This is a genomic window from Burkholderia singularis (assembly GCF_900176645.1).
Classification (GTDB): domain Bacteria; phylum Pseudomonadota; class Gammaproteobacteria; order Burkholderiales; family Burkholderiaceae; genus Burkholderia; species Burkholderia singularis.
Genome location: NZ_FXAN01000049.1, coordinates 17,790 through 44,446 on the forward strand (window position 1 = coordinate 17,790; position 26,657 = coordinate 44,446).

General features: G+C 63.6%; 22 protein-coding genes and 1 pseudogene. 7 read left to right on the forward strand and 16 right to left on the reverse strand.

The features are described from left to right. Positions 1-82: 82 nt before the first annotated feature. On the forward strand, positions 83-871 hold the full coding sequence (locus tag BSIN_RS09945; protein WP_059514505.1) for an SDR family NAD(P)-dependent oxidoreductase: 789 nt from the start codon (positions 83-85) through the stop codon (positions 869-871). Between the two features lie 108 nt (positions 872-979). Here the strand turns inward: BSIN_RS09945 and BSIN_RS09950 are convergent, their stop codons facing one another. The 4 genes from BSIN_RS09950 to BSIN_RS09965 all read right to left on the reverse strand — a co-directional run bounded on the left by BSIN_RS09950 (position 980) and on the right by BSIN_RS09965 (position 5,061). After that, the gene (locus BSIN_RS09950) at positions 980-1,813 is read right to left on the reverse strand and encodes an SDR family oxidoreductase (protein WP_089340353.1); all 834 of its coding nucleotides are present in this window, start codon (positions 1,811-1,813) and stop codon (positions 980-982) included. Continuing rightward, entirely contained in the window at positions 1,810-2,676 is an 867-nt protein-coding gene (locus BSIN_RS09955) for a molybdenum cofactor biosynthesis F family protein (protein WP_089340354.1), read from the reverse strand. Before BSIN_RS09955 ends, BSIN_RS09950 begins: the two co-directional genes overlap by 4 nt. A gap of 301 nt (positions 2,677-2,977) precedes the next feature. Beyond that, positions 2,978-3,922, reverse strand: a complete 945-nt coding sequence (locus BSIN_RS09960) for an aldo/keto reductase (RefSeq protein WP_089340382.1) — start codon at positions 3,920-3,922, stop codon at positions 2,978-2,980. Positions 3,923-4,383: 461 nt separating this feature from the next. After that, entirely contained in the window at positions 4,384-5,061 is a 678-nt protein-coding gene (locus tag BSIN_RS09965; RefSeq protein ID WP_089340355.1) for a DsbA family protein, read from the reverse strand. 102 nt (positions 5,062-5,163) lie between these two features. On the opposite strand from BSIN_RS09965, the gene BSIN_RS09970 reads away from it, so the two are divergent. Continuing rightward, entirely contained in the window at positions 5,164-6,063 is a 900-nt protein-coding gene (locus BSIN_RS09970) for a LysR family transcriptional regulator (protein WP_089340356.1), read from the forward strand. Positions 6,064-6,358: 295 nt separating this feature from the next. Here the strand turns inward: BSIN_RS09970 and BSIN_RS09975 are convergent, their stop codons facing one another. From BSIN_RS09975 to BSIN_RS09995, 5 genes are all read right to left on the reverse strand, one after another. Further along, a complete protein-coding gene (locus BSIN_RS09975; RefSeq protein WP_089340357.1) occupies positions 6,359-8,626 on the reverse strand; it encodes an ATP-dependent DNA helicase in 2,268 nt (755 codons plus the stop codon). After that, positions 8,623-10,314 (reverse strand): VRR-NUC domain-containing protein, encoded by a 1,692-nt coding sequence (locus tag BSIN_RS09980; RefSeq protein WP_089340358.1) that lies wholly within the window; start codon positions 10,312-10,314, stop codon positions 8,623-8,625. The genes BSIN_RS09975 and BSIN_RS09980 overlap by 4 nt, the downstream gene beginning before the upstream one ends. A gap of 202 nt (positions 10,315-10,516) precedes the next feature. Next, complete coding sequence (locus BSIN_RS09985) at positions 10,517-11,488, reverse strand: nucleoside hydrolase (protein ID WP_089340359.1); 972 nt, start codon at positions 11,486-11,488, stop codon at positions 10,517-10,519. A gap of 95 nt (positions 11,489-11,583) precedes the next feature. Continuing rightward, positions 11,584-12,933: an LLM class flavin-dependent oxidoreductase gene (locus BSIN_RS09990; RefSeq protein WP_089340360.1), complete on the reverse strand. Its 1,350-nt coding sequence runs from the start codon at positions 12,931-12,933 to the stop codon at positions 11,584-11,586. Between the two features lie 124 nt (positions 12,934-13,057). Continuing rightward, positions 13,058-13,402: a DUF3088 domain-containing protein gene (locus tag BSIN_RS09995; RefSeq protein ID WP_089340361.1), complete on the reverse strand. Its 345-nt coding sequence runs from the start codon at positions 13,400-13,402 to the stop codon at positions 13,058-13,060. A 465-nt stretch (positions 13,403-13,867) separates the two neighbouring features. Here BSIN_RS09995 and BSIN_RS10005 point away from each other — a divergent pair, with 465 nt between their 5' ends. Then, entirely contained in the window at positions 13,868-14,752 is an 885-nt protein-coding gene (locus BSIN_RS10005; RefSeq protein ID WP_089340363.1) for a metal-dependent hydrolase, read from the forward strand. A gap of 520 nt (positions 14,753-15,272) precedes the next feature. Here the strand turns inward: BSIN_RS10005 and BSIN_RS10010 are convergent. Next, positions 15,273-15,563 carry an H-NS histone family protein gene (locus tag BSIN_RS10010; protein ID WP_089340364.1) on the reverse strand — a complete coding sequence of 97 codons (291 nt, stop codon included), beginning with the start codon at positions 15,561-15,563 and terminating at the stop codon, positions 15,273-15,275. A 152-nt stretch (positions 15,564-15,715) separates the two neighbouring features. Between BSIN_RS10010 and BSIN_RS10015 the strand changes: the two genes are divergently transcribed. Then, positions 15,716-15,958: a helix-turn-helix domain-containing protein gene (locus tag BSIN_RS10015; protein WP_069235727.1), complete on the forward strand. Its 243-nt coding sequence runs from the start codon at positions 15,716-15,718 to the stop codon at positions 15,956-15,958. 136 nt (positions 15,959-16,094) lie between these two features. Here the strand turns inward: BSIN_RS10015 and BSIN_RS10020 are convergent, their stop codons facing one another. The 3 genes and pseudogenes from BSIN_RS10020 to BSIN_RS10030 all read right to left on the reverse strand — a co-directional run bounded on the left by BSIN_RS10020 (position 16,095) and on the right by BSIN_RS10030 (position 20,413). Further along, a complete protein-coding gene (locus BSIN_RS10020; RefSeq protein ID WP_089340383.1) occupies positions 16,095-17,480 on the reverse strand; it encodes an amino acid permease in 1,386 nt (461 codons plus the stop codon). A gap of 588 nt (positions 17,481-18,068) precedes the next feature. Beyond that, complete coding sequence (locus tag BSIN_RS10025) at positions 18,069-19,301, reverse strand: MFS transporter (RefSeq protein WP_089340365.1); 1,233 nt, start codon at positions 19,299-19,301, stop codon at positions 18,069-18,071. A gap of 87 nt (positions 19,302-19,388) precedes the next feature. Beyond that, a pseudogene (locus BSIN_RS10030) lies at positions 19,389-20,413 on the reverse strand (VTT domain-containing protein). Between the two features lie 302 nt (positions 20,414-20,715). Here BSIN_RS10030 and BSIN_RS10035 point away from each other — a divergent pair. Then, a complete protein-coding gene (locus BSIN_RS10035; RefSeq protein ID WP_369828165.1) occupies positions 20,716-21,501 on the forward strand; it encodes a helix-turn-helix domain-containing protein in 786 nt (261 codons plus the stop codon). 145 nt (positions 21,502-21,646) lie between these two features. On the opposite strand, the gene BSIN_RS10040 is transcribed toward BSIN_RS10035, so the two are convergent. Genes BSIN_RS10040 through BSIN_RS10050 form a run of 3 tightly spaced genes read right to left on the reverse strand, consistent with a single transcriptional unit; the run spans position 21,647 to position 23,873 of the window. After that, entirely contained in the window at positions 21,647-22,405 is a 759-nt protein-coding gene (locus BSIN_RS10040) for an amino acid ABC transporter ATP-binding protein (protein WP_059515453.1), read from the reverse strand. Beyond that, positions 22,402-23,082, reverse strand: a complete 681-nt coding sequence (locus tag BSIN_RS10045; protein WP_089340366.1) for an amino acid ABC transporter permease — start codon at positions 23,080-23,082, stop codon at positions 22,402-22,404. Before BSIN_RS10045 ends, BSIN_RS10040 begins: the two co-directional genes overlap by 4 nt. A 14-nt stretch (positions 23,083-23,096) precedes the next feature. Beyond that, positions 23,097-23,873, reverse strand: a complete 777-nt coding sequence (locus BSIN_RS10050) for an amino acid ABC transporter substrate-binding protein (protein WP_089340367.1) — start codon at positions 23,871-23,873, stop codon at positions 23,097-23,099. Between the two features lie 539 nt (positions 23,874-24,412). Between BSIN_RS10050 and BSIN_RS10055 the strand changes: the two genes are divergently transcribed. Together BSIN_RS10055 and BSIN_RS10060 are read left to right on the forward strand one after the other, a co-directional pair. Continuing rightward, positions 24,413-25,105, forward strand: a complete 693-nt coding sequence (locus BSIN_RS10055; protein ID WP_069235719.1) for a heavy metal response regulator transcription factor — start codon at positions 24,413-24,415, stop codon at positions 25,103-25,105. After that, positions 25,087-26,556 (forward strand): heavy metal sensor histidine kinase, encoded by a 1,470-nt coding sequence (locus tag BSIN_RS10060; protein WP_089340368.1) that lies wholly within the window; start codon positions 25,087-25,089, stop codon positions 26,554-26,556. Before BSIN_RS10055 ends, BSIN_RS10060 begins: the two co-directional genes overlap by 19 nt. Positions 26,557-26,657: the final 101 nt, after the last annotated feature.

The following is a 26,657-nucleotide window of genomic DNA, read 5'->3' on the forward strand; positions in this document are numbered from 1 at the left end:
ATGGTCGATGCCGGACACCAAGCCCGCACCGTACACTCGTTCGTGAACCGGAAACCATCGCCCTATGCCAGGAGAGCTTCGAATGGAAAATACTTCGCCGCGCACGGTCGTCGTGACGGGGGCCGGAACCGGAATCGGTGCCGCATGCGCATTGCGCTTCGCTGCGCGCGGCGAGCGCGTCGCGTTGATCGGCCGCCGGCGAGCGCCGCTCGACACGATCGCGGCGCAAACCGGCGGCCTCGCGCTGGCCGGCGATGCGGCGCACGCACAAGCATGGGCCGGCCACATCGAACACATTCATGCCCGCTTCGGTCCGATCGATACGTTGGTCGCGTGCGCGGGCGGACACGGGCTCGGCCGTGCCGGCGAAACCAGTGACGCGGCATGGCGCGACGCGCTTGCGGCCAATCTGGATACCGCATTCGTCAGCGCACGCGCATGCTTGCCGGATTTGATCGCGCGGCGCGGTTCGATCGTGTTCGTTGCGTCGATTGCATCGCTTGCGGCCGGCGCGGGCGTATGCGGCTACACTACCGCGAAACACGCGCTGATCGGGCTGATGCGCTCGCTTGCACGCGATTACGGGCCGGCCGGCGTTCGCGTGAACGCCGTATGCCCAGGCTGGGTCCGCACGCCGATGGCCGACGCCGAAATGGCGCCGCTGATGCGGCGACACGGCGAAACGCTCGACGATGCATACCGGCGGGTCAGCGCCGACGTTCCGCTGCGCCGCGCGGCCGATGCCGGCGAAATCGCGGCCGTGTGCGGCTTTCTCGCGTCCGGCGATGCATCGTTTATGACCGGGGCGACGATCGTGGTCGATGGCGGCGCGACAATCGTCGATGTGCCCACGCTGGCGCTCGACGGATAAGGCCGCGCGTCGCGAATACCGTGCGCAGATGACAGGCGGCGCGTGGCATTGCCGCAGCGGCTGGCCCGGCAATCGCCCGCGACAATCGCACGACACGGGCCACGCAGGCTACACAGGCGCCGCCCCCGTTTCAGGCAACGTCGCACCGCCATCGACCACGATCGTCTGTCCGGTGATATAACCCGCACAATCCGATGCGAGAAACAGCATCGCGGCCGCGATGTCGTCGGGCTCGCCAAGACGGCCGAGCGGTATGCTCCGCGCAATACGGGCGGCATGCGCCGCATCGCCGAGATTAGCCGCCGCCGGCGTGCGGATCATCCCAGGCTCGACACCGTTGACGGTCACGTTCCGGCTTGCCAGCTCCAGCGCCGCCGCACGGATGAAACCGTTCACGCCGGCCTTCGATGCCGCGTAGTGCGCAAGCCCCGGATACGCGACCCGTGGCCCCGTCACCGAAGACGTCGCGAGCACGCGCCCCTGCCCGGCCCGCTCGAACGCGGGCAACGCTGCCTGCGTGAGCCAGAACAGCGCCGACAAATTGACGGCGAGCGTGCGTGCAAGGAGGTTGGGACCGATCGCGTCGAACGGTGTGAGCGGAAAATACGCCGCATTGTGCACGACCACGTCGAGCCTGCCGCTGTCGGCCTCGATCCGCTCGACGAGCCCGGTCAACTCGTCGCGCTGCGCCGCATCGGCGCGATAGGCGCGCACCGTTTGTCCGTCGGCAAGCCCGCGCAACGCAAGCCCGCCGGCGCACGCGGCGGCCGCGTCGGCTTGAAGATCGGCGATCGCCACTGTCGCGCCCGCCGCCGCGAACGCGCCGGCAATCGCCGCGCCGATGCCCTGCGCGCCGCCCGTGACCAGCACCACGCGACCGCGGAAATCCGCGACGAACGGCCCGCGCAGCGGCACCGCACGCATCGAATCGGCGCGGCTCATCGCGCGAACGGATAAACGGTTTCGTTCAGCATCCGGGCATGCGCGCCGACCGGAAAATTCGACAACGCGCCAAAATCGCCGTCGCGGTAGCCGAAGATCTTGCCGTCTGTCTTACACTGGTCAAAATCGATCAGCACGACGCCGAGCGTCGGTACGATTTTTTCGCGCCAGACGAACAGATACAGCGCATCGGCAAGCTTGAAGTAGTGGCAACGGTCGACATCCGCGAGACCGCGCTCGACGCCTTCGATGCAATGCCACGCATAGAAACCGTCGTTCAGGTAGATATGCTCGTAGCACTCGGTCGGGCTGTAGCGGTACATCACGCGCTTGCCGATCAGCTCGCGCGTTGGCGCATGCAACTCGCCGGATACGGACGCGCCGTCGATCGTGCCTTGGCGGAACGTCACCGCGACGCCCGTCAGCGGCAGGCCGCGCGCGACGCGGGAAAACGCGTCGAGACGCACATCCGCTTCGCCGGGCAGCACGCCATCGACCGATGTCCACACGCCGCGCGCCCAATCCAGCACGAGGCTGGTCGAGGTTGCGCGGCGGGCCGGATCGACATAATCGACGAGATAGACGCCGGAGCGCAATTGCGTCGCGCGATACGCGAGCGCTCCGCCTTCGCCGTGCTCATCGACGCTGCCGTTGCGCGCGCCGCGCTCGTGCCGCGCCCCAGGCCGCTCGCGCCAGCGCAGCGTGCACGCGTCGACGAAGACGTATTCGCAAGCCGCGCCGTCTTGCGCGGTAAGCGCAATGGTCCGTCCGGCCAGATCGCCGGCCGGCTCGAGAATATGGCTATCGGGCGCGAAACCTTCCGCCAGCTCGCCCACCTGGATGAATACCGGATCTGCTCCCATGCGTTTCTCCGATCGAGCGGCGCGCCGGCTGGCGCGGCCGCGGGACACGAAGCCATGGTGCACGAACACCGGGGGCGCGCGGTATCAACCGGAAGGATGAAGCCCATGACGGCCGGGCGCCAATCACGCGTTGCCCGCTGGCCAGCGCCTCGATGCGCTCATGAACATGCGCGACGAACCCGCGCCGCCGCACGTTGAAGCCCATGCGCCGGATGGCCAGACCTTCAACGACCAACAGCCACACCTGCCGCGCAACGCCTTTAGCCAGTGCCAGCCGAGCCGCCTACGGCAACACCCCGGCTTAAGGCGCGCTTGCGTCGTCAAGCTGTTTGATGTCGCCTGCATCGAGTCGCAGGCGGATCGCCGCACCGAGCGCCGTCAGTTGATCGAGCGACGTCGCGCTCGCGATCGGCGCCGTGACGCTCGGCCGCGCGATCTGCCACGCGAGCGCGACCGCCGTGGGCGTCGTATCGTGTTTGTCGGCCACCGCGACGAGCGCATCGACGATCCGCAAACCGCGTGGATTCAAATATTTCTCGACGCGGCTGCCGCGCGCACGCTCTTTCAGATCGGCTTCGGACCGGTACTTGCCCGACAGAAACCCGCTCGCCAGCGCGAAATACGTGACGACGCCAAGCTTCAGCTCGGTCGCGGCCGGCTCGATATCTCGCTCGTACTCCGCGCGGTCGTACAAGTTGTATTCGGGCTGGATCACCTGATACGCGGGCAACCCACCGCGCCGGCTGATTTCGGCCGCCTCGCGCAGCCGCGCGCCGCTGTAGTTGGACGCACCGATAATGCGCACCTTGCCCTGCTCGATCAGCGTCTGGTAAGCGCCGAGCGTTTCTTCGAGCGGAGTGTCGGCAAGGTCGCGGTGCGAGAAATAGAGGTCGATGTAATCGGTCTGCAAGCGCCGCAGCGAATCGTCGACGGCCTTCAGGATATTGTCGCGCGACAGCCCCGCGCGCGCCTGCAGCATGCCGACCTTCGTCGCGATCACGACCTGGTCGCGCTTGCCCGTACGCTTGAGCCACTTGCCGATGATCGTCTCCGATTCTCCGCCTTGATTGCCGGGCACCCAGGCCGAATAGACATCGGCGGTATCGATGAAGTTGATGCCGGTGTCGGCGAGCGCGTCGAGCAACGAGAACGACTGCTTCTCGTCGATGGTCCAGCCGAACACGTTACCGCCGAATACGACTGGCGATACCTGAATGGCCGAGGTGCCGAGTGAGCGTAATGCCATCTTTCTCTCCGTTTTGCATTCCGAGGTGAGGAACGACTCGGCGCGCACGCGGCGCATCCTGAGCCGGGTTGTCAACGATCGTAGCGCGCGAAGCGCGCCGCACAAACCGATTAAAGCTGATTTCCAAAGACCACGTACTGACAAGGGATCGTCAATGGCAAACGACCGATAGCGGCAATGACAACGCGAAAACGGCCCGTGAACGGACCATGAAGCGGCGCCGCGGCAACGCAAGCGCCGGTAAGGCGCGGCACCCGGCGGCGCCGTCAATGCACTGATCGGCGAATCGGCGGCCCATGCAGCAATCGGGCGGGCGCGGCCTGCGCGGCACAGAACCGCGATGCCACAGAACGCATCCGCCGCCGCAACGAAGCGCCGCCCGCTCGCGCCGGCTCACCCGCGCGCGGCACGATCCATCCGTGCGCCGAGGCTTTCTCGTCAAACGCCGCTCCGATCCCGCTTCAAACCCCGCTTTGCAATACCCGCTCAACAGCAGACACCGCCGCAGTCGGACCCGCATACAAGCTCGCGCTGTTCAACACATAGCCGCGCTCGCCGGTCGTCAGCAGCAGTTGCGGCACGCCCGATACGCCGAGTTGCCGCATCGCATGCTGCGCGCGCTCGATGCGTGCGGCCGTTGCGTCGGCGAGCGCCGCGTCACTGTCGATGCGGCGTGCCAGCGCATCGGCGTCCACCGTCAGCCCGGCCCGCGCAGCGACTTCCGCGGCCAAGCGCGCCAGCACATCGGCACGCGCGGTATCGAAACCGTCGACATAGCGCGCGCGCTGCGCCGCTTCGAGCAGCGGCCGCTCGAGCCGCGCGTCGATTCCGTGCATCGCGGTCAGCACCCGGTTCGCCGGCCCCGAATCGAAACGCACGCCGCCGCGCAGCAACACCTGTTCGCGATACGCGCTCGTGAAACGCTGGCCGGTCATCTGCTCGATACGCTGATCGTTGCGCCACGCGTATTCGGCCCATTCAGGCGTCAAATCGCACGCGGCTTCGTCAGCAAAGAGACCGGTAGGCATCAGCTCGAGCTTATCCGGATAAGCTTCGGCAAGACCCGCAAGCGAGGGCGCGCTCGCATAGCACCAGCCGCATAGCGGATCGAAGAAATACTGAAGTGTGAAGCGGTCCATCGCTGTTTCGTTGATAAGTCAAATAAAAAGCGAGTCTATTCGATCTAATCCCGATCAAATACAATAGAGTTGTCGACAATTTGTTGCGTAGATTGATCGAATATGGATCGAATCACCGCATTGAAGGTATTCGTCGAAACCGCCGAGCGCGGCAGCGTGTCGGCAGCCGCCCAGCATCTCGACATGTCGCGCGCGATGGCGTCGCGCTATGTCGCATTCGTCGAACAATGGGCGGGTGCCCGGCTGCTGCATCGGACCACGCGGCGTCTGTCGCTGACCACCGCCGGCGCGCAAATGCTGCCGCTCGCGCGCGATCTGCTCGGGCTCGCCGACGACGTCGAGTCGACCTTCGCCGAGCCCGGCGACGCGCCGCGCGGCCTGCTACGGATCACCACGAGTGTGCTGTTCGCGCAGGCGCGGCTGACCGACGCGATTCTCGACTATCTCGCCCGCCACCCTGCCGTCTCGGTCGACCTGCAGACGACGGATCGCACCGCCGATCTGATCAGCGAGCGGATCGATCTCGCGATCCGCATTACGAACGAAGTCGACCCCAGCCTGATCGCACGCCGGATCGGCACGTGCCGCTCGGTGATTTGCGCGTCGCCCGGTTATCTGGCCACGCACGGAACGCCCAAGCGGCCGCACGATCTGGCTCGGCACAATTGCCTGACCTACGCGTATTTCGGGCAAAGCCTATGGCATCTGACACGCGACGGGGAACCGTCGGACGTGCCCGTGCAAGGCAATCTGAGCACCAACGATTCGCTCGTGCTGCTGCGCGCGGCCACCGCAAACGGCGGCATCGCGCTGCTGCCCACGTATGCGGCGGCCGAATTGCTTCGCAGCGGCGCGCTCGTACGCGTGTTGCCCGATTGCATGGCGCCCGATCTCGGCATTTACGCGGTTTACGCATCGCGCAAGCAAATGTCTCTTGCGATGCGCACGCTGATCGATTTTCTTGCCCAGCGCTTCGGCGACACGCCGGATTGGGACAGGTAGCGGCAAACGGGAGCAGACAACGTGTGGGCAACGGGCAAAAGCGGCTCGGCTGCCGCACCTCGCACGCGCCCATCGCAAAACGTCGCTCGGCCGCACGGCGATCGAGCGCGAGCAAACGCTGGCGGAGGCCAGCGTATCAAGCCGCCGATCGTGCAATCGGCGGCAAGTTCGGCTGCATTCCGGGCAACCGCGCTGGCGCCGATTGCGTCGATTGCGCACAACGGCGCGCTCGCCGGCGGCAGCGGGCACCCGGTGCGGCCCGGCGCTCCACGCCCGGCGCGCCACCCGCCTCGCATCAACTCAACCGCCACCAGCGCGGCAACAAACGCTGCACGTCCGGCCGGCAAAAACGGTCGTCGATCAGATGAACGACGCCCTCGTCATGCTCGGTGCGAATCACACGCCCCGCCGCCTGCACCACCTTGCGCAGCCCCGGATACAGATAGACGTAATCGTAGCCGTGGCCGAAGCGCGCCTCCATCGCACGGCGCATCTGTTCATTGACGTCGTTGACCTGCGGCAGTCCGAGCGTCGCGACGAACGCGCCGATCAGCCGATCGCCCGCCAAATCGACGCCCTCCGCGAAAGCGCCGCCCAGCACCGCGAAGCCGACGCCCTGCCCGAGCGCATCGAAGCGCGCGAGGAACGCGTCGCGTGCGGCCTCGTCCATGCCGCGCGCCTGCTCCCAGACCGGCAATGCCGGATGCCGCTCGCGCAGCCGCGCGACCACCTGCTGCAAATAGTCGAAACTGCTCAGGAATGCCAGATAATTGCCCGGCCGCGCCGCGTATTGCCTGGCAATCAGCTCGACGATCGGCTCGATCGAATGTTCGCGGTCGCGCCAGCGCGTCGACACGTGCGCGGCCACCTTGACCGTCAATTGCTCCGCGCGAAACGGCCCGTCGACATCCAGCCAACCGGTGTCGTCCGGCAAACCCAGCGTATCGCGGTAGAACTCGAACGGGCTCAGCGTGCCCGAAAACATGACGGTTGCATGCGCCGCCGCATGGCGCGGCGCGAGAAAATCCGCCGGAACCACGTTGCGCACGCAAAGCAGCGACGCGTTCGCGCGGCGGCCGCGTGCCGTTGCGCGCACGAGTGTCGAATCGAAAATCGAATGCGCGCCGAACTGCTCGGCAAGCGCAACGAAGTGCATCGCGTCGAAGCAAAAGCGTTGCACATCGGCATCGATCGCGAGCGGCGTCTGCGCCGCGAGTTCGGAAAACCGGCCGATCAGATTCTGCGCGGCGGACAGCACGCGCGGCGGCACATCCGGATGCACGGCGTAGCTGTCGCTCTGTTCGCGATTGAGCGCATTCCATTCACGGTTCAAGCGTTCGAGCGCTTTGGCGAGCGACGCAGGCGCGAGTTTGCGAATCGCCGTGAGTTCGCGCTGATCGAGCGTCGCGCTATACATGCCGCGTGCGCGATCGAGCAGATTGTGCGCTTCGTCGACGAGCACGCCAACGCGCCACTGGTTCTGTTGCGCGAGCGCATACAGCAACGCGCTGCCGTCGTAGTAATAGTTGTAGTCACCGACGATCACGTCGCACCAGCGCGCCAGTTCCTGCGCGAGATAGTATGGGCATATGCCGTGCTCGAGGGCGGCCGCGCGCACCGCCGCGCGTTCGAGCCGGCCCTGTTCGACAGCGGCGGCACGTGCAGCCGCGAGCCGGTCGTAGAAACCCCGGGCAAGCGGACAGGCGTCGCCGTGGCATGCCGCGCCGGGATGCTCGCACGCCTTGTCGCGCGCGACGAGTTCCAGCACGCGCAACGGCAGCGCACCACCCGAGGCCGCACGCAGCGTATCTGCCGCATCGAGCGCGAGCGCGCGGCCGGACGTTTTCGCGGTCAGAAAGAACAGCCTGTCGAGACGATCCTGCGCACACGCTTTGAGAAACGGGAATAGCGTGCCGACCGTCTTGCCGATACCGGTCGGCGCCTGCGCGAGCAGCGTGCGGGCGTCGCGCGCGGCACGATACGCGGCGACCGCGAGCGGCCGCTGCCCGTCGCGAAACTGCGGATGCGGAAACGCCAGCGCATGCAGCGCCGCATTGCGCGCGGCCCAGTGTGCGGCTTCGCGCGCGGCCCAATCGGAAAATCGTTCGCACTGCTCGACGAAGAACGCGCGCAACGATGCAGCCGTATGCGCCTCGGTCAGCACCGTTTCGCGCAACGTGGAAATGTCCAGGTAGACGAGTGCGACCGTGAGTTCGCCGAGCCCGCGCGCTTCGCACAACAGATGTCCGTACACACGCGCCTGAGCCCAGTGCAGCGCACGCTGGTTGACCGGCATCCGGTCGAGATCGCCGCGATGCGTCTTGATTTCCTCCACCCGGTTCGACACGGGATCGTAGCCGTCCGCGCGACCGCGCACCGTCAGGCCGCGGTGCTCGCCGGCCAGCGTGATTTCCTTCTCATAACCGGCGCCGCGCCGTGACGCCACGACTGCGTGGCCCGCGATGCCCTCCTGCGCGCTCGGCGCGGGCGTGAAGCGCAGATCGAGATCGCCCTCGCGCGCGGTGAATTCGCACATCGCGCGCACCGCGACCACATAGCTCATGGGCGCACCTCGTCGCTCTGCCGTGCATTGCCGCTCCAGCGCACGTCGAGCACCCGCACCGGCATCCGATGCCGGAGGCAATAGTCGAGCCAGCGGATCTGATTGTCCTGCAGACGATCGCCCGGCCCTTTCACCTCGATCAATTCATAGCGCTGCTCGCCGGGCCAGAAGCGCACGAGATCGGGCAACCCCGAGCGGTTGCCGCGCACGTCGTCGAGCAGCCGCTCGAACCATAAACGCAGATGCGCGGCCGGCAAGCATGCGAGCGCCTGTTCGAGCAGCGTGCCGTCGAGCGCGCCCCAGAACACGAACGGCGACTGCATACCCTGCTTCTGCGCATAGTGACGGCAAATCGTGTCGCGATATTGGGTGCCGTCGAGCTGCGCAAGGCATGCGTCGAACTGCGCGGCGCGGCGCGCGCGAAAGTCCGGCGCATGCAAATCGGCCGGACCGCGCTGAAACGGATGGAAGAATGCGCCGGGTATCGCCGCGAACACGGGCTCCCAGCACAGCAGCCCAAACAGCGAGTTGATCAGCGCGTTCTCGACGTAATAGACCGGCGCATCCGTGCGGCTCAGATGATCGCGCGCGGCATATTCGACCGGATACGGTTCGTGCGGACGCACCAGTTCGATACAGTCGCGCGGAATCGGTTGCGCGCGCGGCGTGGCGCGCACAACCGGCAAGCCGGCTTGCCGCCGCAGCCGCGGCAGCATCCGCTCGATCTGCTGGCGTTCCGCGTCGCTCTCGGGAGCGCGCAGCGCGTCGACGGCAAGCGCGAGCGCCGCGTCCAAACGCGCGCAGCGCTCGAGCACGCGCACGCGCCGGCAACGACTGCCGGGCCACGCGCTCGCCTCATAAGCGGCAAGTGCGCCGTCCCAGTCCGCACGGCGCTCGCACGCTTGCCCGATGGCGAACGCGAGCTTCTCGCGGCGCATCGTCAGCCACGCATTGCCGCAGTCGATGGCGGCGGCCTGCGCGACTAGCGGCGCAAGGGGAGCCTCGTCCGGCCATGTGTCGAGCCGTTCCCGGCACGCGTGCAGCTTCAGGTACGTATCGACATCGTCACGCCGCTGAAACGCGCGCGACGACGGCTCGAACGCAACGGTTTCGTATTGCAGCAAGCCGAGATCGGCAAGCACGAACTCCGACCAGTCCTGATGCAGGTTGCCGAAAAACATGAGCCGCAGCCGATTGCACAGCGCATCGACCGTGACGCGCAGCACATGATCGTCGATCGATGGCAGCCACTCGGACCAGGTTCGCTCGCCTTCGTGCGCGGCGCGCAGTGCGGTCAGCCAATCGGCCTTGCGGCCAGCGCCGCCCAACGACGACAAATCGGGAAATCCACCGAGCAATTCGTGTTTCGTCGACAGCGAAAACAGCGTATCGAGCGTGAGCGCAGGCGACCGTTCAACCCAACCCAGTTCGACGAGCGCGGCGGATGCCGCGAGCGGGCAACCGATCTCGTCGTATGCGAGCTTGCTCGCCCGGAAATACGGCCCTTTACGCATCAGCATCCGCACCAGTAGCGCGCGCGATGCGCGCGGCAATTCACCGAACGCTGAGATGAACGCACGTTCGGATGCGTCGAGCACGCCGTCGTAACGCTCGAGCAGCCATTCGAGCGCCCGCTCGAAGTTCGACAGGTAGTAGAACGCGAAAGGAGAAGAAGAATCGGACGACACGGAATGCGGCGATCACAGAATGTATCGGCCGGGCGCCACGCATCCGTCATGGCGGCAAATGCAAGCGCCGACCGCGCAAGTCATCCGCAGATGATAGCGCATCGCAGCCGCCGGCCAGAGCGCGCCGCACCCAGCCGAGCCGGATCTCACCGGCCAGCCCGCCGACATCCAGCAGCTCGGCCCCGCCGCGACGCGCCGCCCGTCAACCAATCAAAGTATCGCGATACAGCGCGAGCACTGCGTCCACATCAACGTCGATGCATACGTCGCGCGACGGCTGCCCGTCCCACTGCGGCGCGGGGGTGCTCATCGTCGAAGGTTTCTGAATCGTCTGGCCCACGGCAATGCCTTCGGTCACCACGCGCACCGGCCCTTGCCGAGTCGTGTAGAGATGCGGCGCGAGCACATAGGCAACCGCCGACGGATCATGCGTATACGTGCCGTCGAAACCCGCACTCATGCGATGAAACGCATCATAGTGGCGCGACACTTCCCAGACAAACCGGCCGGCATCGCCCGCGTCGTCGCGCAGTGCGGCAAGATAGTCGGTCGTCATGATGGTCTTCTCGGTGACGTCGAGGCCGACGATCGCCAGCGGCCATGCAGCGGTCAGCACGATGTCCGCTGCCTCCGGATCAGCAACGATGTTTGCCTCCGCGGCAGGAGACACGTTGCCGAGCACGCCGTTCGTGCCGAACGCGCCGCCCATGATGACCACCTGCTTGACGAGCGTTGCGATCTGCGGATCTTCGGCGAGCGCATGCGCGAGATTCGTCAACGGGCCGACCGCGATCAACGTGACCTCGTTCGGATGCGCACGCACGGTATCGATCATGAAGCGGTGCGCTGCCCGCGCATCCAGGTTCGGCGCGCGCGCGGCGTCGGTCGATTCGGACAGGCCGGTATTGCCGAGGCCATCGTCGCCGTGAATCCAGCCGATCGGCGCGGGCGCGGGGCGGTTCAACGGCTTGGCCGCGCCGCGCGCCACGCTTACGCCGGGTGCGAAGCGGCCCGCGAGATAGAGGGCGTTGCGGGTCGTCGTGTCGATCGTCGCATTGCCGTATACGCTGGTCACGCCGAGCAATTCGATGTCCGGATGAAGCGCTTGGAAAACGAGCGCCAGCGCATCGTCGACGCCGGGATCTGTATCGTAGATGATCTTATGCAGGCTCATAGGTGTTCCGTGGTAAGGGCCGCGTTCGCGCCACACAATGATGCAGCAGTGACGAATGATAACCTCGCCACTGCGCCCGCCTCACCAAACCGGTTTCAACCCCCTGCTATGCCGCCGCTACGCGTGTTCGCCGGCCGAGAAAGGCCGAGGTGGTCGCGCAGCGTCGCTCCTTCGTATTCGGTACGAAAAATCCCCCGCCGTTGCAGGATAGGCACGACGCCGTCGACGAAATCCTGAAGCCCGCCCGGCAGCACGTCCGGCATCAGGTTGAAGCCGTCGGCCGCACCGGCGTCGAACCAGTGTGCGATGTCGTTGGCAACTTGCTCAGGCGTACCGACGATTACCCGATGCCCCGTGCCGCCCGCCATCGCGCGCACGAATTTGCGCACGGTGCAGCGATGCTGCCGCGCATACGCAAGCGTCGCGTGAAAAAACGTGTGATTGCCGTTTCCACCATCCGGCGGCGCAAGATCGTCCGGCAGCGGCGCATCGGGATTCAGCCGCTCGACCGGCACGCCGAGCGTAGCCGCGAGCCGGTTCAAGCTGTAGCGCAGCGGAATCAGATCGATGAGCTCGTCGCGGCGGCGCTGCGCATCGGTCTCAGTCGCCCCTACGATCGTCGTCAACCCCGGCAACACCTTGAGGCTTCGCCCATGCGCGGCCGCCGCGGCTTTCAGCTCGCGCGCGTAGCCGAGCGCCTCGTCGAACGATTGCGATACCGAGAACACCACCTCCGCGTGCTGGGCGGCGAATGCTCGCCCATCGGCGGAGCCGCCGGCCTGCACCAGCACCGGATGCCCTTGCGGCGAACGCGGCAAATTCAGCGGTCCGTGCACGCGAAAGTGCATACCGCGATGCGCAATCGGACGTACCTTGCTCGAATCGACAAAGCGGCCGTTGGCCTTATCGCCGATAATTGCATCGTCATCCCAACTATCCCAGAGTGCCTTCGCGACTTCGACGAACTCCGTCGCTCGCGCATAGCGCCCACCGTGATCAGGCGTCGCATCGAAACCGAAATTGCGTGCAGAACCCGAATCGGCGGTCGTCACGATGTTCCAACCGGCTCGCCCGCCGCTCGCGTGATCGAGCGAGGCGAAGCGACGCGCGAGATTGAACGGCTCGTTATAGCTCGTCGATGCCGTGCCGATCAAGCCGATATGCGTCGTCGCCGCCGCGATCGTCGCAAGCAGGATAGTCGGCTCGAGTGCAGTGATCGGACGAAAATCGAGCTGGTCGACGATCGATGCGTTGTCCGCCAGAAATACCGCATCGAACTTCGCCGCCTCGGCGATCCGCGCGACGCGCACGTAGTGTCCAACGTCGATGAACGCGCGCGGGTCCGCTTCGTCGAGCCGCCACGCGGAGGGTACAAACCCCGAATGCAGGATGTTGACGTTCAGATGTAATTGCCGGCGATGCGGCCGGTGCGGCGCGGCAGTCATGGCCGTGCAATCCCGCGCGATGCGGCTGCAGCGAAGCGATGCACGGCACGCGGCCCCCGTGCCGCGGCGGCCGCCGCAATCCCGAATCGGCCGTTATTGCGCCGCATCGTCACCACCGCCGCGCTCAATGCAGCTTCGGAAAACCATGCCGCTCCGCCAGCAATTCGAGAATGCGCCGCGGATCGTTGACGAAGCGCTTGTCGCCGAGCGTCAACGCATCGTCGGGCGCCGGTTGCTCATCGCCGAGCACGAGCACGGGTAACCCTTGATGGTCGGCGTCGAGCGCGGCGATCACCGCTTCGCGCGGCCGCGCGAAAGGCAGCCGGCGAATGTCGAGGCGGACCTGCTTCGGCGGATCGCTCGCAAGCAGCCCTTCGATCGGCGCGCTGCCGGGACAAACGAAACGCTCGCCCGGATATTGAGGATCGGTGAATCCAGGTTCCAGAAGAAGCAACAGATCACGGCTCATCGGTTGTCGGCCTCGTTTGCAACGGATATCGATGGGAATACCGGCGATTCTCATGCGATTGATCGCGCATCACCACGAATTTATCCGTAGATCGATATGCGCGGCCGCGCTAACGAATGACGCCGACGGCCGCGCCATCGCAGCGGCCGGATGCCGCGAATCGCGCATCCGGCCGGCCAAATCGACACCACGCCACGCCAAACGGCATCGCCCCAGGCGAAAGGATCAGCAAGCCAACGGCTGCCATGCGCGATCTGCCCGCTCTTTTCATAGTACAAATACATTGCACAATGAAACATTTGACAGAGAAAAGTTTGTTGCCTAAGGTTCGTACCGTAACGATCGTTATTTGAAGCACGCCGCGCCGGTCGATCTTGATCCAATCGCCGGTTCGACCGTCCGCATCTGCATGCGACTTTGGTTCGATGCGGATGCGCCACTGCATATTCGATAGGGAGACAACTCATGCACCCGATCATCCGGCGTGACATTCGCTTCGCGCTTCCGCCCGAGCGCATCGGCGACTGGCACATCAACGGCGTGGCCAACACGCACTACTTCAATGCACTTTCGCTGATGTTCCCGGCCGGCGAGCGATTTTTCATCGACGCGGTCCGCCATTACCGCGATCAAATTCAGGATCCCGAATTATTGAAACAGGTTCAGGGCTTCATCGGACAGGAGGCGATGCACAGCCGGGAACACGTCGAGTTCAACGATATCGCCGAAGCGGCGGGCTATCCCGCACACCGGCTCGACCGAGCCTTCTGGGCATTCGCGGGGCTGATGACGAAATGGCTGCCGGCACCGATACGCCTCGCTCTGACAATTGCGTTCGAGCATTACACGGCAATCATGACCGATTTGCTGCTCAGCGATTTCGAGCGCTTTCACGGTTCGGTCGACGCATACGCAAACATGTGGCTCTGGCATTCGATGGAAGAAACCGAGCACAAGGCGGTCGCGTTCGAGGTGTGGAATGCGGTCATCAAACCGGGGCCGATGCGTTACCTGATGCGTACCGGCTCGATGCTGCTCACGAGCATCGTATTCTGGGGGACGAACCTCCTTTTCCACTTGGCGTTCATGAAAGCGCACCGGCGCATGTACGGTAACGTGCCGGGCAAGCTCGCGTTTCTCCGGTTCTTCGTGAAAGGCATCGCCCGCTTGGCCCCCAAGACGCTTGCCTATTTCAAACCCGGTTTCCACCCGTGGAGCCACGACAATCGGGCTCATTTTGCGCAGATCGACAAGCTGCTCGCCAATATCGACGCCAGCAACGCACGATATGCGGCGAATGCATCGCCGCGGCGCATTCCGCTGCATGCGATCGCGGAGCCGGTGGGTTGAACGCCGCATCGTCATGCAAGACGGACGGCCGATTCGCGGCAACCCAACGTGCGCCAGCATGCAACGGCAGCCAGTGCGATCGATCTCGGAGGCAACGCCCCACGCATCCAGCGAAAACGCCCTGGAGCGCGCGCCACGGCGAGAACGTACCCGCTTCGCCTCAAGCAGCCATCTCGTCATAAGGGCAGCGCGGGCTGCCTTCGGATATGTGAGGGGCAGTCCCGCAGCGAATTCGGCCGTCGACACGAACCACGGTCAGCCTGCATGTGCGGTAATGAACTCGCCGACATCCGGCATGCTGGTGACGCACGCCGCATATTGGAGATCGGTCGATTCGGTATCCTGAGGGCCCCCACAGAATGCCGCAGTGCGTCTCAGGATCGGCGGCCGTTGACGGCACCGGCGCCTCGGTGTCCCACGTCCAGCGTGATACCGCACTGTGACCGCACGTCACGGCGCGACTGCGGCATGCCGTAAATCGCCCGCGCCATGAGACGCGGGCGCAATCGAACGCTATGCGTTATTCGATCCGGAATTGTTCGCGGTCCCGGCCCAAGATCCAAGCTGGAGCACGCCCACGGCCTGTCCAGGTTGAACCTGTTTCCGGATCTCGATAGCGCGGCTTCGGTTCGGTGTCGGCTTTTCTCGGCCGCCCGAGGCGCGGCGGGAACAAATCCTTCTGGGTCAGACCATACGTATCGATCAACCGGCGAAGCTCGACGATAATCTCGGGCAATTCGGCCGCGCGCGCGGTCCTCGCTTGCTGCTTCAGATCATCCAATTGCGCAAGCAATTCCTTGTATGTTGCCATTACTATTTCCCCGTAGAGTGACTGCCTCTTTTTTGACCGGCTGCTGAAATTCTGTTGTTATATCCAATACTGAGCTGCCGAGCCGGTTTTTGGCTATAATAGCCGAATTAGGCCAAGGTGGACTATTCCAATTCAGCAGGGAGCATTCGCCCATGCTCCCTTCCATCCATCACCCCCGTTACGCCGCGCTGCGCATGCATCTGCGCGCGCTGAGAAGAGCGGCAGGCCTCACCCAGACGCAATTGGCCAAACGTCTTCGTATTGATCAGTCTTACCTTTCCAAAATCGAACGTGGAGAACGTTATGTCGACATTCTCTTTTATCTCGATTGGTGCCGCCACTGCGGTGTTGAGCCGGATCAGGCCGTATCGGAATTAATTGATGCAGGCGCATGAAAAACCGGCATCGCACAATCCCATTATTTAAAAACTTATGAATTGCGAATTGCGCGCGCATACGTTTGCGCGCGCTATGACTGCCAACCGCCGCGGCCCGGACGTGTATCGCTACGCGCCGGCCGCGATTCACCACTCAAGCGTTCGTCGATGACATCGACGGCGCACGCCGTCCCGCCTGATGCGCGTAGTAGCAAACAGTCAACGCGACAATCCACAACGGTCCGACGACGAGCGCCACGCGCGTATCAGGCGAAAACGCCATCAGCACGACGACACACGCAAGAAACGCAAGCGCGACGAACGAAGACAATGGATAAGCCGGCACGCGCAGCGCAAGCTGGGCGAGACGCGCGGCCGGCACCTGGCGACGAAAGCGCAACTGGGCGAACAAGATCACGCCCCAGGTCCAAATCGCGCCGAACGTCGACACCGACGTCAGCCATACAAAAACTTTTTGCGGTGCAAAATAATTGAGCACGACGCCGACGATAAGCAGCAGCACCGAAACCAGCACGCCATACACCGGCACGCCGCGCCGGTTCACTGCCGCGAGGCGCGTGGGCGCCTGCCCCTGCTCCGCCAGATTGAACAGCATTCTGGCGGTGCTGAAGATCCCGCTGTTGCACGACGACAGCGCAGCCGTCAGCACAACGAAATTGATGATGCCGGCGGCAGCCGGAATACCGAGCCGCGAAAACGTCATCACGAACGGGCTGCCCTGCGTGCCGATCTGATTCCATGGGTAAATCGACATGATGACGAACAGCGCGCCAACATAGAAAATCACCACGCGCCAAAACACCGAGTTCACCGCCTTCGCAAGCGACTTCTCCGGATTGCGCGCCTCGCCCGCCGTAAGGCCGAGCATTTCGACGCCGAGATACGCGAACATCACGATCGGCAACGCGTCGACCACTCCCGACCAGCCGTTCGGCATGAAGCCGCCATGCGCCCACAGGTTCGAGATACCGGTGGCAATACCACCGTTGCCGACGCCCGCGACGATCATCAGCCCGCCGCCGGCAATCATCAGTACGATCGTCACGATCTTGATCAACGCGAACCAGAATTCGAACTCGCCGTACAGTTTGACCGCGATGACATTCACCGCGCCCATCACGATCAATGCGGCGAAAGTCCAAATCCAGTTCGGCACATCGGGAAACCACATATGCATGTAGATGCCGACGCCGGTGATTTCCGCCATGCATGTCACGATCCACATGAACCAGTAGGTCCAGCCAGTCAGATAGCCCGAGAGCGGCCCGAGATAATCCTGTGCATAACGGCTGAACGCGCCGGCGACCGGATTATGAATCGCCATCTCGCCAAGCGCTCGCATAATGATGAAAATTGCGAGGCCGCCGGCAATGTATGCCAGCAGAATCGCCGGACCGGCCGCCCGGATCGCCGTGGCCGAGCCGAGAAAGAGCCCGACGCCGATGGTTGCGCCGAGCGCCATCAAATTGATATGCCGCTCCTCCAGGCCGCGATGCAGCCGTTCTTCTTGTGATGTCACGAATAGTCTCCTGACGGCGCTGCACACGCCGCCGCTTTTGGTGGAAAAAAGGAAACCGACCGGAGCGCCGAGGCGCGGCGCCAACTGCGATTCGACGCCGTGCGAGCCGCTGAAGACATGCCCGGCATGCGGGAAAGACACATGCGGCGTGACCCGCGCCGCCGGCACGAGCAACGCGGCCACTCTCGCATTGGACAACGCGAGCAGGCAATGGCGATCAAGCGAACGCCGGCGCAAATGCGTCGGCGTTTTGATCGATCCTGTACATCCGGTCGGAATGCAGCGCCAATTATATGAACAATCGACTGCGCGTTGCCAGCGTTTGCTTCGCGGGCGCCAAGATGAGCGGGTTCGGCACTGCACCGGACAAAATATGATCGCAGTTCCTCGATCAGCGTCCGATCATCGAACCCCAGCCATGTGCCGAGATTTGATGCATTGTCCGCCGTCGATCAGATCAAACGGTGCGCCACGCGACTGATAAACAAACAATCGCCGACGCTTCGCGACATCGTTCATACGCGGACAAAATTACTCGTCGGCCGATGCCCCGATGCCCCGTCGAGCGCCCGCGCCATGATCTCGCCGTCAATGGCGAGCATCGGCAAGCGCCCCGCCGCCGCCTTTGACGAAGCCGCACATCGCGAGCGACATCGCGGCAAATGCCATGCCGGCAAAAAATGCCGCCGATGCGCCGTAGCACGTCCAAAGCCAACCGGCGATCGCATTTGCCGCCAGCACGCAGACCCCGCTCGCCAGGTTGAACACACCAAACGCCGTGCCGCGCCAATCGGCCGGAGCGGTTTCAGCGACGAGCGCGGCCAGCATCCCTTGCGTGAAGCCCATGTGCAGCCCCCAGACAACGGCGCCGGACCACAGCGCTGCCGGCGACGCGCTTGCGCCGAACAGCAGATCGGCGGCGATCAGCAGCGCCATGCCAACCGCCAGCGGCGCACGTGCGCCGAGCCGGTCCGCGACCACGCCGACCGGATACGCGGATAACGCATATGCCGCATTCATCACGACCATCACAGCCGGAATCCAGGCAAGCCCGATGCCCGCCTGCTGTGCGCGCAGCACGAGAAATGCTTCGCTGAAGCGCGCCAGCGTGAACGAAGCACCGATCAACACAACGAACCAATAACGCGGGGGAAACGCGCGCAGCGCTCGCCAGTGCATCGGCGAGCGGAACACACGGGCAGAAACGCCCTTATGAGCCGGCTCGTCGACACCGAACACGATCAGCGCAATCGACAAAAACGCGGGCACCACCGCGCACCACAACACGAGCCGAATATGCTCGGCAAATACGAACATCAGCACGATCGCGAGCAGCGGCCCCGCAAACGCGCCGATCGTATCCATTGACTGCCGCAGCCCGAAGCATGCGCCGCGCATCTCTGGCGGCGCGACATCAGCGACGAGCGCATCGCGCGGCGCACCGCGAATGCCCTTACCGAGCCGGTCGAGCAGCCGCGCGGCGACGACTTCCGATGGCCCGTTCGCCAGCGGAAAAAGCGGCTTCGTCAATGCCGCGAGGCCGTAGCCCGCGATGAGCAGCGCCTTGCGCCGGCGGAGCCAATCGCTCAGCGCGCCGGAAAAGATCTTCACGATCATCGCGCTCGCCTCGGCCATGCCTTCGAGCACGCCGAGCGTCACGACGCTCATGCCCATCGTCATGACGAGATAGATCGGCAACAGTGCATGAATCAGCTCCGACGATAAATCCATGCACAGGCTGACCAGGCCAAGCGCCCATACGGTGCGCGGAATCCGTGCGCGGGCAGGCTTACGGCCGAAAACGGAGGAGCGTTCGGGCATGAGCGGCGTCGAAATCGGTCGGGGCAAGTTCGCTGCACGGCATCACAGTACCGCCGCCGCGCTCGGGCACAGCAGGCGCCCGGTGCGTCACTCCGTCAAACCGGCGGCACCGCATAGCCGCCGTCGCGCACGGACAGATCCGCGGCCGGCGCGACATAGCGCGCGGCATCGAAATCGGCGGGCAACGGCTCCACCGGGAAGCCCTCCTTCTCCCATGCGTCGAGGCCGCCCTTCAGCGCCAGCACGTGACGCATTTGCTTGCGATGCAATTGGCTGACGATGCGCTTCGCGCTCGCTTCGTTCGGGCATACGCAATAGACAACGATCGGGCGCACCATCAAATCGGGGTGCAGCGGGTCGGGAGAATCGAGATCGAGTGGATACGCACCGGCGATCCGGTACGCTTCCTTCGCGCGGACCGCACGCGGCCGCGCATCGAAAACGACGGGCGGCGCGCTCGAGCGCATCATCTCGTCAAGCTGCTGCGGGCTGATGCGGACTTTCGCGAGCCAACGGCGAAAGCGCAACCGGCAAACCCATCTATACAGCAGGAATGTAACGAAGATCGCGGCAAGCGCATCGAACAGCGTGCCGCCGCTCGCGCTCACCCACTGCATCAGCCGGGCGATCTCGTTATGCAGCGCGGCGCCGCCGAACAACCACACGCCCGCCCACAAAGACGCGCCCGCGATGTCCCATGCGAGGAACACCCACACGGCCACAGCCGTGGTGCCAAGAAGCGGCGCGGAAACGAGGCCGAGCCCCGGCAGGAATTTCGCGAGCACGAGCAGCGGCGCGCCGTGCTTTTCGAACACCTTGCGCGCGACGCGCAGCGTCGTGTCGAGCGACAGCGAGAAACGCACCAGCGAATTGAGAAGACGCCGGCCACGCGCACGGCCGGCAAAAAACCACAATGAATCGGCAAGCACTGTCGCGCCGACGGCCGCGCATAGCATGCTCGCATACGATGCCTGCCCCATCGCCGCCATCGTGCCGCCGACGATCAGCATCGGCACGGCCGGCACGGGAATGCCAAGTTGTGTGATGAGCACACTGACGAATACGGCCAGCGGACCAAGCGATGCGGGAATAGCCTGCGGAAAATGCCACACGGAACACACCTCGAACGCAGCGAATGCCGAGCGGTTGCAGCGGCACCGGCATAGTGCCCGGCGCCGGCCGCGGCGCATGCGCGGCGTGAATCGGCATTTCGCATTCTAAACTTGTTTCATTACAGCCCCGTCAACCTGCGACGGCCCGCTCTTTTTCGTCATAGCGCGAAAAGCCGAAACCGGCGCTGTACAATGCACAGGCATCAGCCATCGCGTCCGCGCAACAGACGCAGCCGTGCCAATGCCCGGCAGGCGCCGGTGCTTGTTGCATCGAACGGCAACCGTAGCCTCGTGGGAGATTCATGGATTCGGACATCATGCACATCGGCGGACGCATCCGCCGCCTGCGCCGCGAGCTGAAAAAAACGTTACTCGAAGTAGCCACCGAGGCCAGCCTGTCGGTCGGATTCCTGTCGCAAGTCGAGCGTAACCTGACCGGCATCTCGATTTCCTCGCTCGTCAACGTCGCGAAAGCGCTCCAAACGCCGCTTTCCGCGCTCATCGACCAGCCGCGCCAAGATGCGCCCAACTCACACCAGAACAGCCGCGAATCATATTCGATCCGCCCCGCCCGGCAGCGCTACGAGCGTCTGTCGACCACCTTTCCGGGCAATCAGCTCAATGCCGTCAAAGTGTCGATGATGGAAGGCTATTGTTCGGAATGGGTCGCCCATGCAGGTGACGAATTCGTGTTCGTGTTGTCGGGGCAAGTGCGCTATACGGTCGGCAAGCGGGACTACCTGCTCGGTCCCGGCGATTCGCTGCACTTCAACGCGCATACCCGGCACCGCGTCGCAAACGCCGGGGACGAACCTGCCGAACTGGTCGCAGTGGGCACGCTGCCGCTCTTCGGCGACGGGCAGCCGGCATTTCCGTCGCTGCCGGGCGAACAAAAACCGGCGCGTGCGCCGGGCGCGCGCCAATCGAAGCCTCGAGTTGCCGCACAAGCCGTGCCCACATCGGGCTCGCGGCGCGCAAAGCGCGGCGCGAACGCGCCGGATGCCCCCATGCGTGACGCTACACCAGCCGCTGCGGCTGCTATCCGCCGGGTCGCCACGCGGCGCGGCGAGAAAAAAAACACACGTTAGGCACTGCCAAGGTCACCGCCCTGCTGCGCCCCACACGATCCGCAGCGTTGCCGCCCGCCCCATTGCGCCATTACGAATGTTTGACGCGACAGCCGGACGCCCGCATCGAGCAGACCGAGTCGGCACACTTGCCCGGGCCATTCGCTCAGGGTGCCCCCATGTGCTGCGTGAGCGTCGAGATGAAGCGAACGGTTCGCGGATCGCGCGGCCGAGCGAACAAATCGCGCGAGGTGCCAGCCTCCACAACCCGGCCTGCCGCCAGAAATATCGCATCGTGCGCAATCGACGCGGCAAGACGCAGATCATGCGTCGCCATCAACATCGTCGTGCCATCGCGCGCCAGTTGCCGTAGCACTTCGACCACTTCAGCCGACAGTTCGGGATCGAGCGAGGAGGTCGGCTCGTCACATAACAAAACCTGCGGCGAAGGCGCGAGTGCACGCGCAATCGCAACGCGCTGCTGCTGGCCGCCCGACAGCGTCGCCGGCCACGCATCCGCTTTGTCGGCAATGCCGACTTTATCGAGCAGACCGAGCGCCCGTTGCCGTGCCTGCTCACGGCCCCACCTCTGCACCGTCACCAGCCCCTCCATCACGTTCTGCACGACGGTCAAATGCGGAAATAATTGGAAATTCTGGAACACCATGCCAGTTTGACGGCGCACCGCGAACAGCGCGTCGCGAGACAGCCGCTGGCCCGGTGCGAACGCAATGCGCGCGTCGCCAACCGTAAGCACACCGGACTCGGGCACCTCCAGCAGATTCACGCAGCGCAACAGCGTACTCTTGCCGCTGCCTGACGGGCCGATCAATGCCGTGACGCTGCCGGGCTTTAGCACCAGATCGATTTGCGAGAGCACCCGGTGCTCGCCGAAAGATTTGTCGATGCGTTCGAGCTGGATCATCGCCACTGCGCCTGGAAAAGCGCATGGCGTCCGAAATACGTTTCGAGACGCCGCTGCGCACCCGACAATACCGAGCTGAACAGCAAATAGATCAACGCCGCTTCGGTATAGAGAATGAGCGGCTCGTATGTGACCGCCGCGATGCGCTGCGCGGCCTGGAAAATCTCCGGCACGGTCAGCACCGCCGCAAGCGACGTATCCTTGACGAGCGAAATGAATGAGTTCGCCAACGCGGGCAGCGCGACTCGCGCCGCCTGCGGCAAGATCGCACGCCGCAACGCCTGCGCGCGCGTCATGCCCATCGAGTATGCGGCCTCCCACTGCCCTTTCGGAATCGATTCGATCACGCCGCGAATCACTTCGGCGTTATATGCGCCGACGTTCAACGAAAAACCGATGACGGCAGCCGTCAACGGATCTAGCACGATGCCGATATTCGGCAATCCGTAAAAAATCACGAAAAGCTGTACCAGCAGCGGCGAACCGCGAAACAGCCAGATATAGAAGCGCACCGCCGCCCGCGCGCCGCGCGGCCCGAACAGCCGCAAGAGCGCAGAGGCAAAAGCGAGCAGAAGTCCGATCGCAAACGATGCGAGTGTCAACGGCACCGTAAACACCAGCCCCGCGTACAGCAGCGGCCACAGCGATTGCGTCATCAAATGCAACCAAGCCGGCATCGTTCGGCTCCACGTCACTGCGAAACATCACGGCCGAAATACTTGTGCGAGATCTTCGCGTAAGTACCATCGGCTTTAATGTCGGCGAGCGCCTTGTTGATTGCGGCAAGCAGTTCCGGGTTGCCCTTTCGGATCAGCACGCCCGACTGTTCGCCCGCGCCGGTTGCATCCGTCGCGGCAATCTTCAGCTTCGCATCGGGCTTGTGTTTGCGGAAATCGAGATAGGACAGCGAATCGTTGATCGTCGCATCGACGCGCCCGGAAGTCAGCAGATCCACCGCTTCGTTGAAGCCTTGCACCGGCACGACGTCCGCGCCATGCGCGGCCGCGAGTCGGCCAAAATTGCTCGTCAACGTGTTTGCCGACTTCTTGCCCTTCAGATCGTCGAACGAGCGAATCGCCGCGTTGTCGGTACGCACGATCAGCACGGCCCGCGACGTGATGTACGGCGTCGAGAAATCGTACTTCGCCTTGCGTGCATCGGTGATCGCCACTTCGTTGACGACCGCGTCAAACCGGTTCACATCAAGCCCTGCGATCAGCCCGTCCCACTTGCCCTCGACGAACTGCGGCTTGACACCGAGCCGCTGTGCGACCGCGGTGGCGATGTCAACGTCGAAACCCGTCAGCTTGCCGGTTTCGTCATGGTACGTAAACGGCGCATAAGTGCCTTCGGTGCCGACTCGGAATACGCCGGACGATTTGATTTGAGCGAGATCGTCAGCAAATGCACTTGTCGCCAAGACGGCCTGGAACAATACGACGAGCAGCATGGAGCGGATGAGTTTCATGGCGCATACCCTGATTGATGGACGGAATTGAGCCCTCCCGCCAGCGGGCACCGATCGAGAGGTGCGCGAATTCTACCGACGCGCCACGGACCGGCAAAAAAGCAAATCGGGTATCGATATGAACGCGCTGAATAAGGCGCGCGCGACACGCGATCTTGAAGACCGACGCGAACTGGCGACGCGGCACGCAGGCTCGAATTTCCGAACGGCGTCGAGAAATGGCTTGCTCCATCGATCGATCCGCTCGATCAATATCCCAACATATTCGTGCTTCAAATTAATTCATGTTCAGTTGCACCAGAGCATGGTCTTTTTACGCACGCTTAATAGATAAATGACAAACTCGTCATGTTCGAACACCAAACCGCCCCTTTGTACGATCCGACGCGTTATCCGACCGACTTGCCATGCGACTTTTCGCCGCATATCCGGTGTCTTTTAAGAGTGCAAAAAATTCACATTTAATCGGATAACGAAATGTTGAACTATAAACCGCCCATAAGCTCAAATATAACTTCACGCAATTCCATGATTTTGAAATGAAGATCCTCATCGTAGAAGACGAGCCGAAGACGGGTACGTATTTGAAGCGCGGGCTCACCGAGGCGGGCTTCGTTTGCGACTGGGTACAGGATGGCGTCAGCGGTCTGCATCAATTGCAGACCGAAGACTACGATCTCGCGATTCTCGACGTCATGCTACCCGGCTGCGATGGCTGGACCATCGTGCGCGAGCTGCGCAAGACCCATCGCACACCAGTACTGTTTCTCACTGCCCGCGACCAGGTCGACGATCGCGTGAAAGGTTTCGAACTCGGCGGCGACGACTATCTGGCCAAACCTTTCGATTTCGCCGAGCTGCTCGCACGCGTGCGTTCGCTGCTGCGGCGCGGACAGACGTCCGATACGTCGGTGCTTTGCGTGGCCAACCTCGAACTCGATCTGATTCAACGCAAGGCGCGCCGCCAAGGCAACACGATTCTGCTGACCACCAAGGAATTCCTGTTGCTGTGGTTGCTGATGCGCCGGCAAGGCGAGATTCTGCCGCGCTCGCTGATCGCCTCCCAGATCTGGGACATCAATTTCGACAGCGATTCGAATGTCGTCGATGCGGCGATCAAGCGCGTGCGCGCGAAGGTCGATCAAAACTATGAGCCCAAGCTGATCCATACGGTTCGGGGAATGGGATATGTGCTCGAACAGCGAGACGAGTCATGCGAATCCTTCGCGTAATCCGCCGCTGGGAAGGGCGCACCATGCGCGCGAAGCTGACGATCCGGTTTGCGCTGTCCACGACAGTGCTGCTCGCAATCAGCGGTCTGATGCTCTATGAAACGCTGACGCGTACATTTGCCTATTCATCGGAGCGTGCAATGGAAACGACGCTCGCGGGCGTGATCGCGCACGTCGGCGATGCAAGTGATATGACGGATCTGCGCGAAAAGGCGCATCGTTTTTACGACTCGTTTCATAGCGACGAAAAAGTCGATTTCGCGATCTACGACGCGCAAGGCACCGCGCGCATGCAAAGCAGTTGGTTCGTCGCATACGATGGCGTATTGCGGGCGAACGCGAGCGGCCATGAATCGATCGTCGACGACAAACGTCACGCCAAACGCTACCTGGTGGCACCGATACACATCGGCGATCAACCAAACCAGCCATTGCGCGTCGCGATCCAGTACGATTTTCGTCGCGAGCAATCACTGCTGCGCACTTGCGCAATCAGCATCATCGCGATCATTTTTGCCTGCACGGCCTGTGCGGCGGCGCTCGCGCATTGGATTGCCGCGTACACGCTCAGGCCATTGCGCCGCTTCGCATTGCAGGCCGACCAGATTTCGAGCAGCCGGCTCACGCAGCCGCTACCTGAAACGGAAATGGCAGGCGAGCTGCGGGAACTTGCGGTATCGTTCAACCGGATGCTCGCACGGCTCGACGCATCGTTTACGCGGCTGAAGGAATACTCGTCCGATCTCGCGCACGACATTCGCACGCCGCTCACCAATCTGCTCGCCGAGGCGCAAGTCGCGCTGTCGCAGCGGCGCTCGGTCAGCGAATATCGTCAGGTCATCGAATCAAGTGTCGAAGAGTATCAACGGCTCGCGCGCATGGTCGACGACATGCTGTTTCTCGCCCGTGCGGACGGCCATCAGAACACGCTCGCGATCGAGCCGATCGACGCCTATGCAATGTCCGACCGGATCGTGCGCTACTACGAGACGGTTGCCGAGGATCGCGGCATCCGCATCACGGTGGAAGGCAGCGGCCACTTCCAAGGCGATCTGATGCTCGTGCAACGCGCGCTAAGCAATCTGCTGTCGAATGCGGTCCGTCATGCGCCGGACCATTCGAGTGTCGTCGTCCGCTGCGAGCCATCGGAGCGGCACGTCGTGATCGCCGTGACCGATACCGGCCGCGGACTCGAAGCGGTGCATGTGCCACGCATCTTCGATCGCTTCTACCGCGTCGATCCTTCGCGATACGATTCCGCCTCGGGCACTGGGCTGGGGCTCGCGATCGTGCGCTCGATCATGACCGAACATGGCGGCGATTGCTGGGTGGAGAGCGTGCCGAACGTCTTTACGACGTTCTTTCTGCGCTTTCCTCGCGAGCACGCGGCCAATTACGGCGATCGCGCTTCGCCCCACCATGAATCGCGCCTGCATCTGGAACAAACCTGAACCGTTTCGCGAGTTATTTTATATTCGACCTCGCCCTTGTCATCAAAATGACAAAAACATCATAGGCGGGTCACGTTGACGGAGGGACTCTTCTTCAGAAT

Bases quoted from the DNA above. Each gene is read 5' to 3' on its own strand.
- BSIN_RS09945 (WP_059514505.1), top strand. From the start codon at position 83: ATGGAAAATACTTCGCCGCGCACGGTCGTCGTGACGGGGGCCGGAACC.
- BSIN_RS09950 (WP_089340353.1), bottom strand. From the start codon at position 1,813: ATGAGCCGCGCCGATTCGATGCGTGCGGTGCCGCTGCGCGGGCCGTTC.
- BSIN_RS09955 (WP_089340354.1), bottom strand. From the start codon at position 2,676: ATGGGAGCAGATCCGGTATTCATCCAGGTGGGCGAGCTGGCGGAAGGT.
- BSIN_RS09960 (WP_089340382.1), bottom strand. From the start codon at position 3,922: ATGGCATTACGCTCACTCGGCACCTCGGCCATTCAGGTATCGCCAGTC.
- BSIN_RS09965 (WP_089340355.1), bottom strand. From the start codon at position 5,061: ATGGACCGCTTCACACTTCAGTATTTCTTCGATCCGCTATGCGGCTGG.
- BSIN_RS09970 (WP_089340356.1), top strand. From the start codon at position 5,164: ATGGATCGAATCACCGCATTGAAGGTATTCGTCGAAACCGCCGAGCGC.
- BSIN_RS09975 (WP_089340357.1), bottom strand. From the start codon at position 8,626: ATGAGCTATGTGGTCGCGGTGCGCGCGATGTGCGAATTCACCGCGCGC.
- BSIN_RS09985 (WP_089340359.1), bottom strand. From the start codon at position 11,488: ATGAGCCTGCATAAGATCATCTACGATACAGATCCCGGCGTCGACGAT.
- BSIN_RS09990 (WP_089340360.1), bottom strand. From the start codon at position 12,933: ATGACTGCCGCGCCGCACCGGCCGCATCGCCGGCAATTACATCTGAAC.
- BSIN_RS09995 (WP_089340361.1), bottom strand. From the start codon at position 13,402: ATGAGCCGTGATCTGTTGCTTCTTCTGGAACCTGGATTCACCGATCCT.
- BSIN_RS10005 (WP_089340363.1), top strand. From the start codon at position 13,868: ATGCACCCGATCATCCGGCGTGACATTCGCTTCGCGCTTCCGCCCGAG.
- BSIN_RS10010 (WP_089340364.1), bottom strand. From the start codon at position 15,563: ATGGCAACATACAAGGAATTGCTTGCGCAATTGGATGATCTGAAGCAG.
- BSIN_RS10015 (WP_069235727.1), top strand. From the start codon at position 15,716: ATGCTCCCTTCCATCCATCACCCCCGTTACGCCGCGCTGCGCATGCAT.
- BSIN_RS10025 (WP_089340365.1), bottom strand. From the start codon at position 19,301: ATGCCCGAACGCTCCTCCGTTTTCGGCCGTAAGCCTGCCCGCGCACGG.
- BSIN_RS10035 (WP_369828165.1), top strand. From the start codon at position 20,716: ATGGATTCGGACATCATGCACATCGGCGGACGCATCCGCCGCCTGCGC.
- BSIN_RS10040 (WP_059515453.1), bottom strand. From the start codon at position 22,405: ATGATCCAGCTCGAACGCATCGACAAATCTTTCGGCGAGCACCGGGTG.
- BSIN_RS10045 (WP_089340366.1), bottom strand. From the start codon at position 23,082: ATGCCGGCTTGGTTGCATTTGATGACGCAATCGCTGTGGCCGCTGCTG.
- BSIN_RS10050 (WP_089340367.1), bottom strand. From the start codon at position 23,873: ATGAAACTCATCCGCTCCATGCTGCTCGTCGTATTGTTCCAGGCCGTC.
- BSIN_RS10055 (WP_069235719.1), top strand. From the start codon at position 24,413: ATGAAGATCCTCATCGTAGAAGACGAGCCGAAGACGGGTACGTATTTG.
- BSIN_RS10060 (WP_089340368.1), top strand. From the start codon at position 25,087: ATGCGAATCCTTCGCGTAATCCGCCGCTGGGAAGGGCGCACCATGCGC.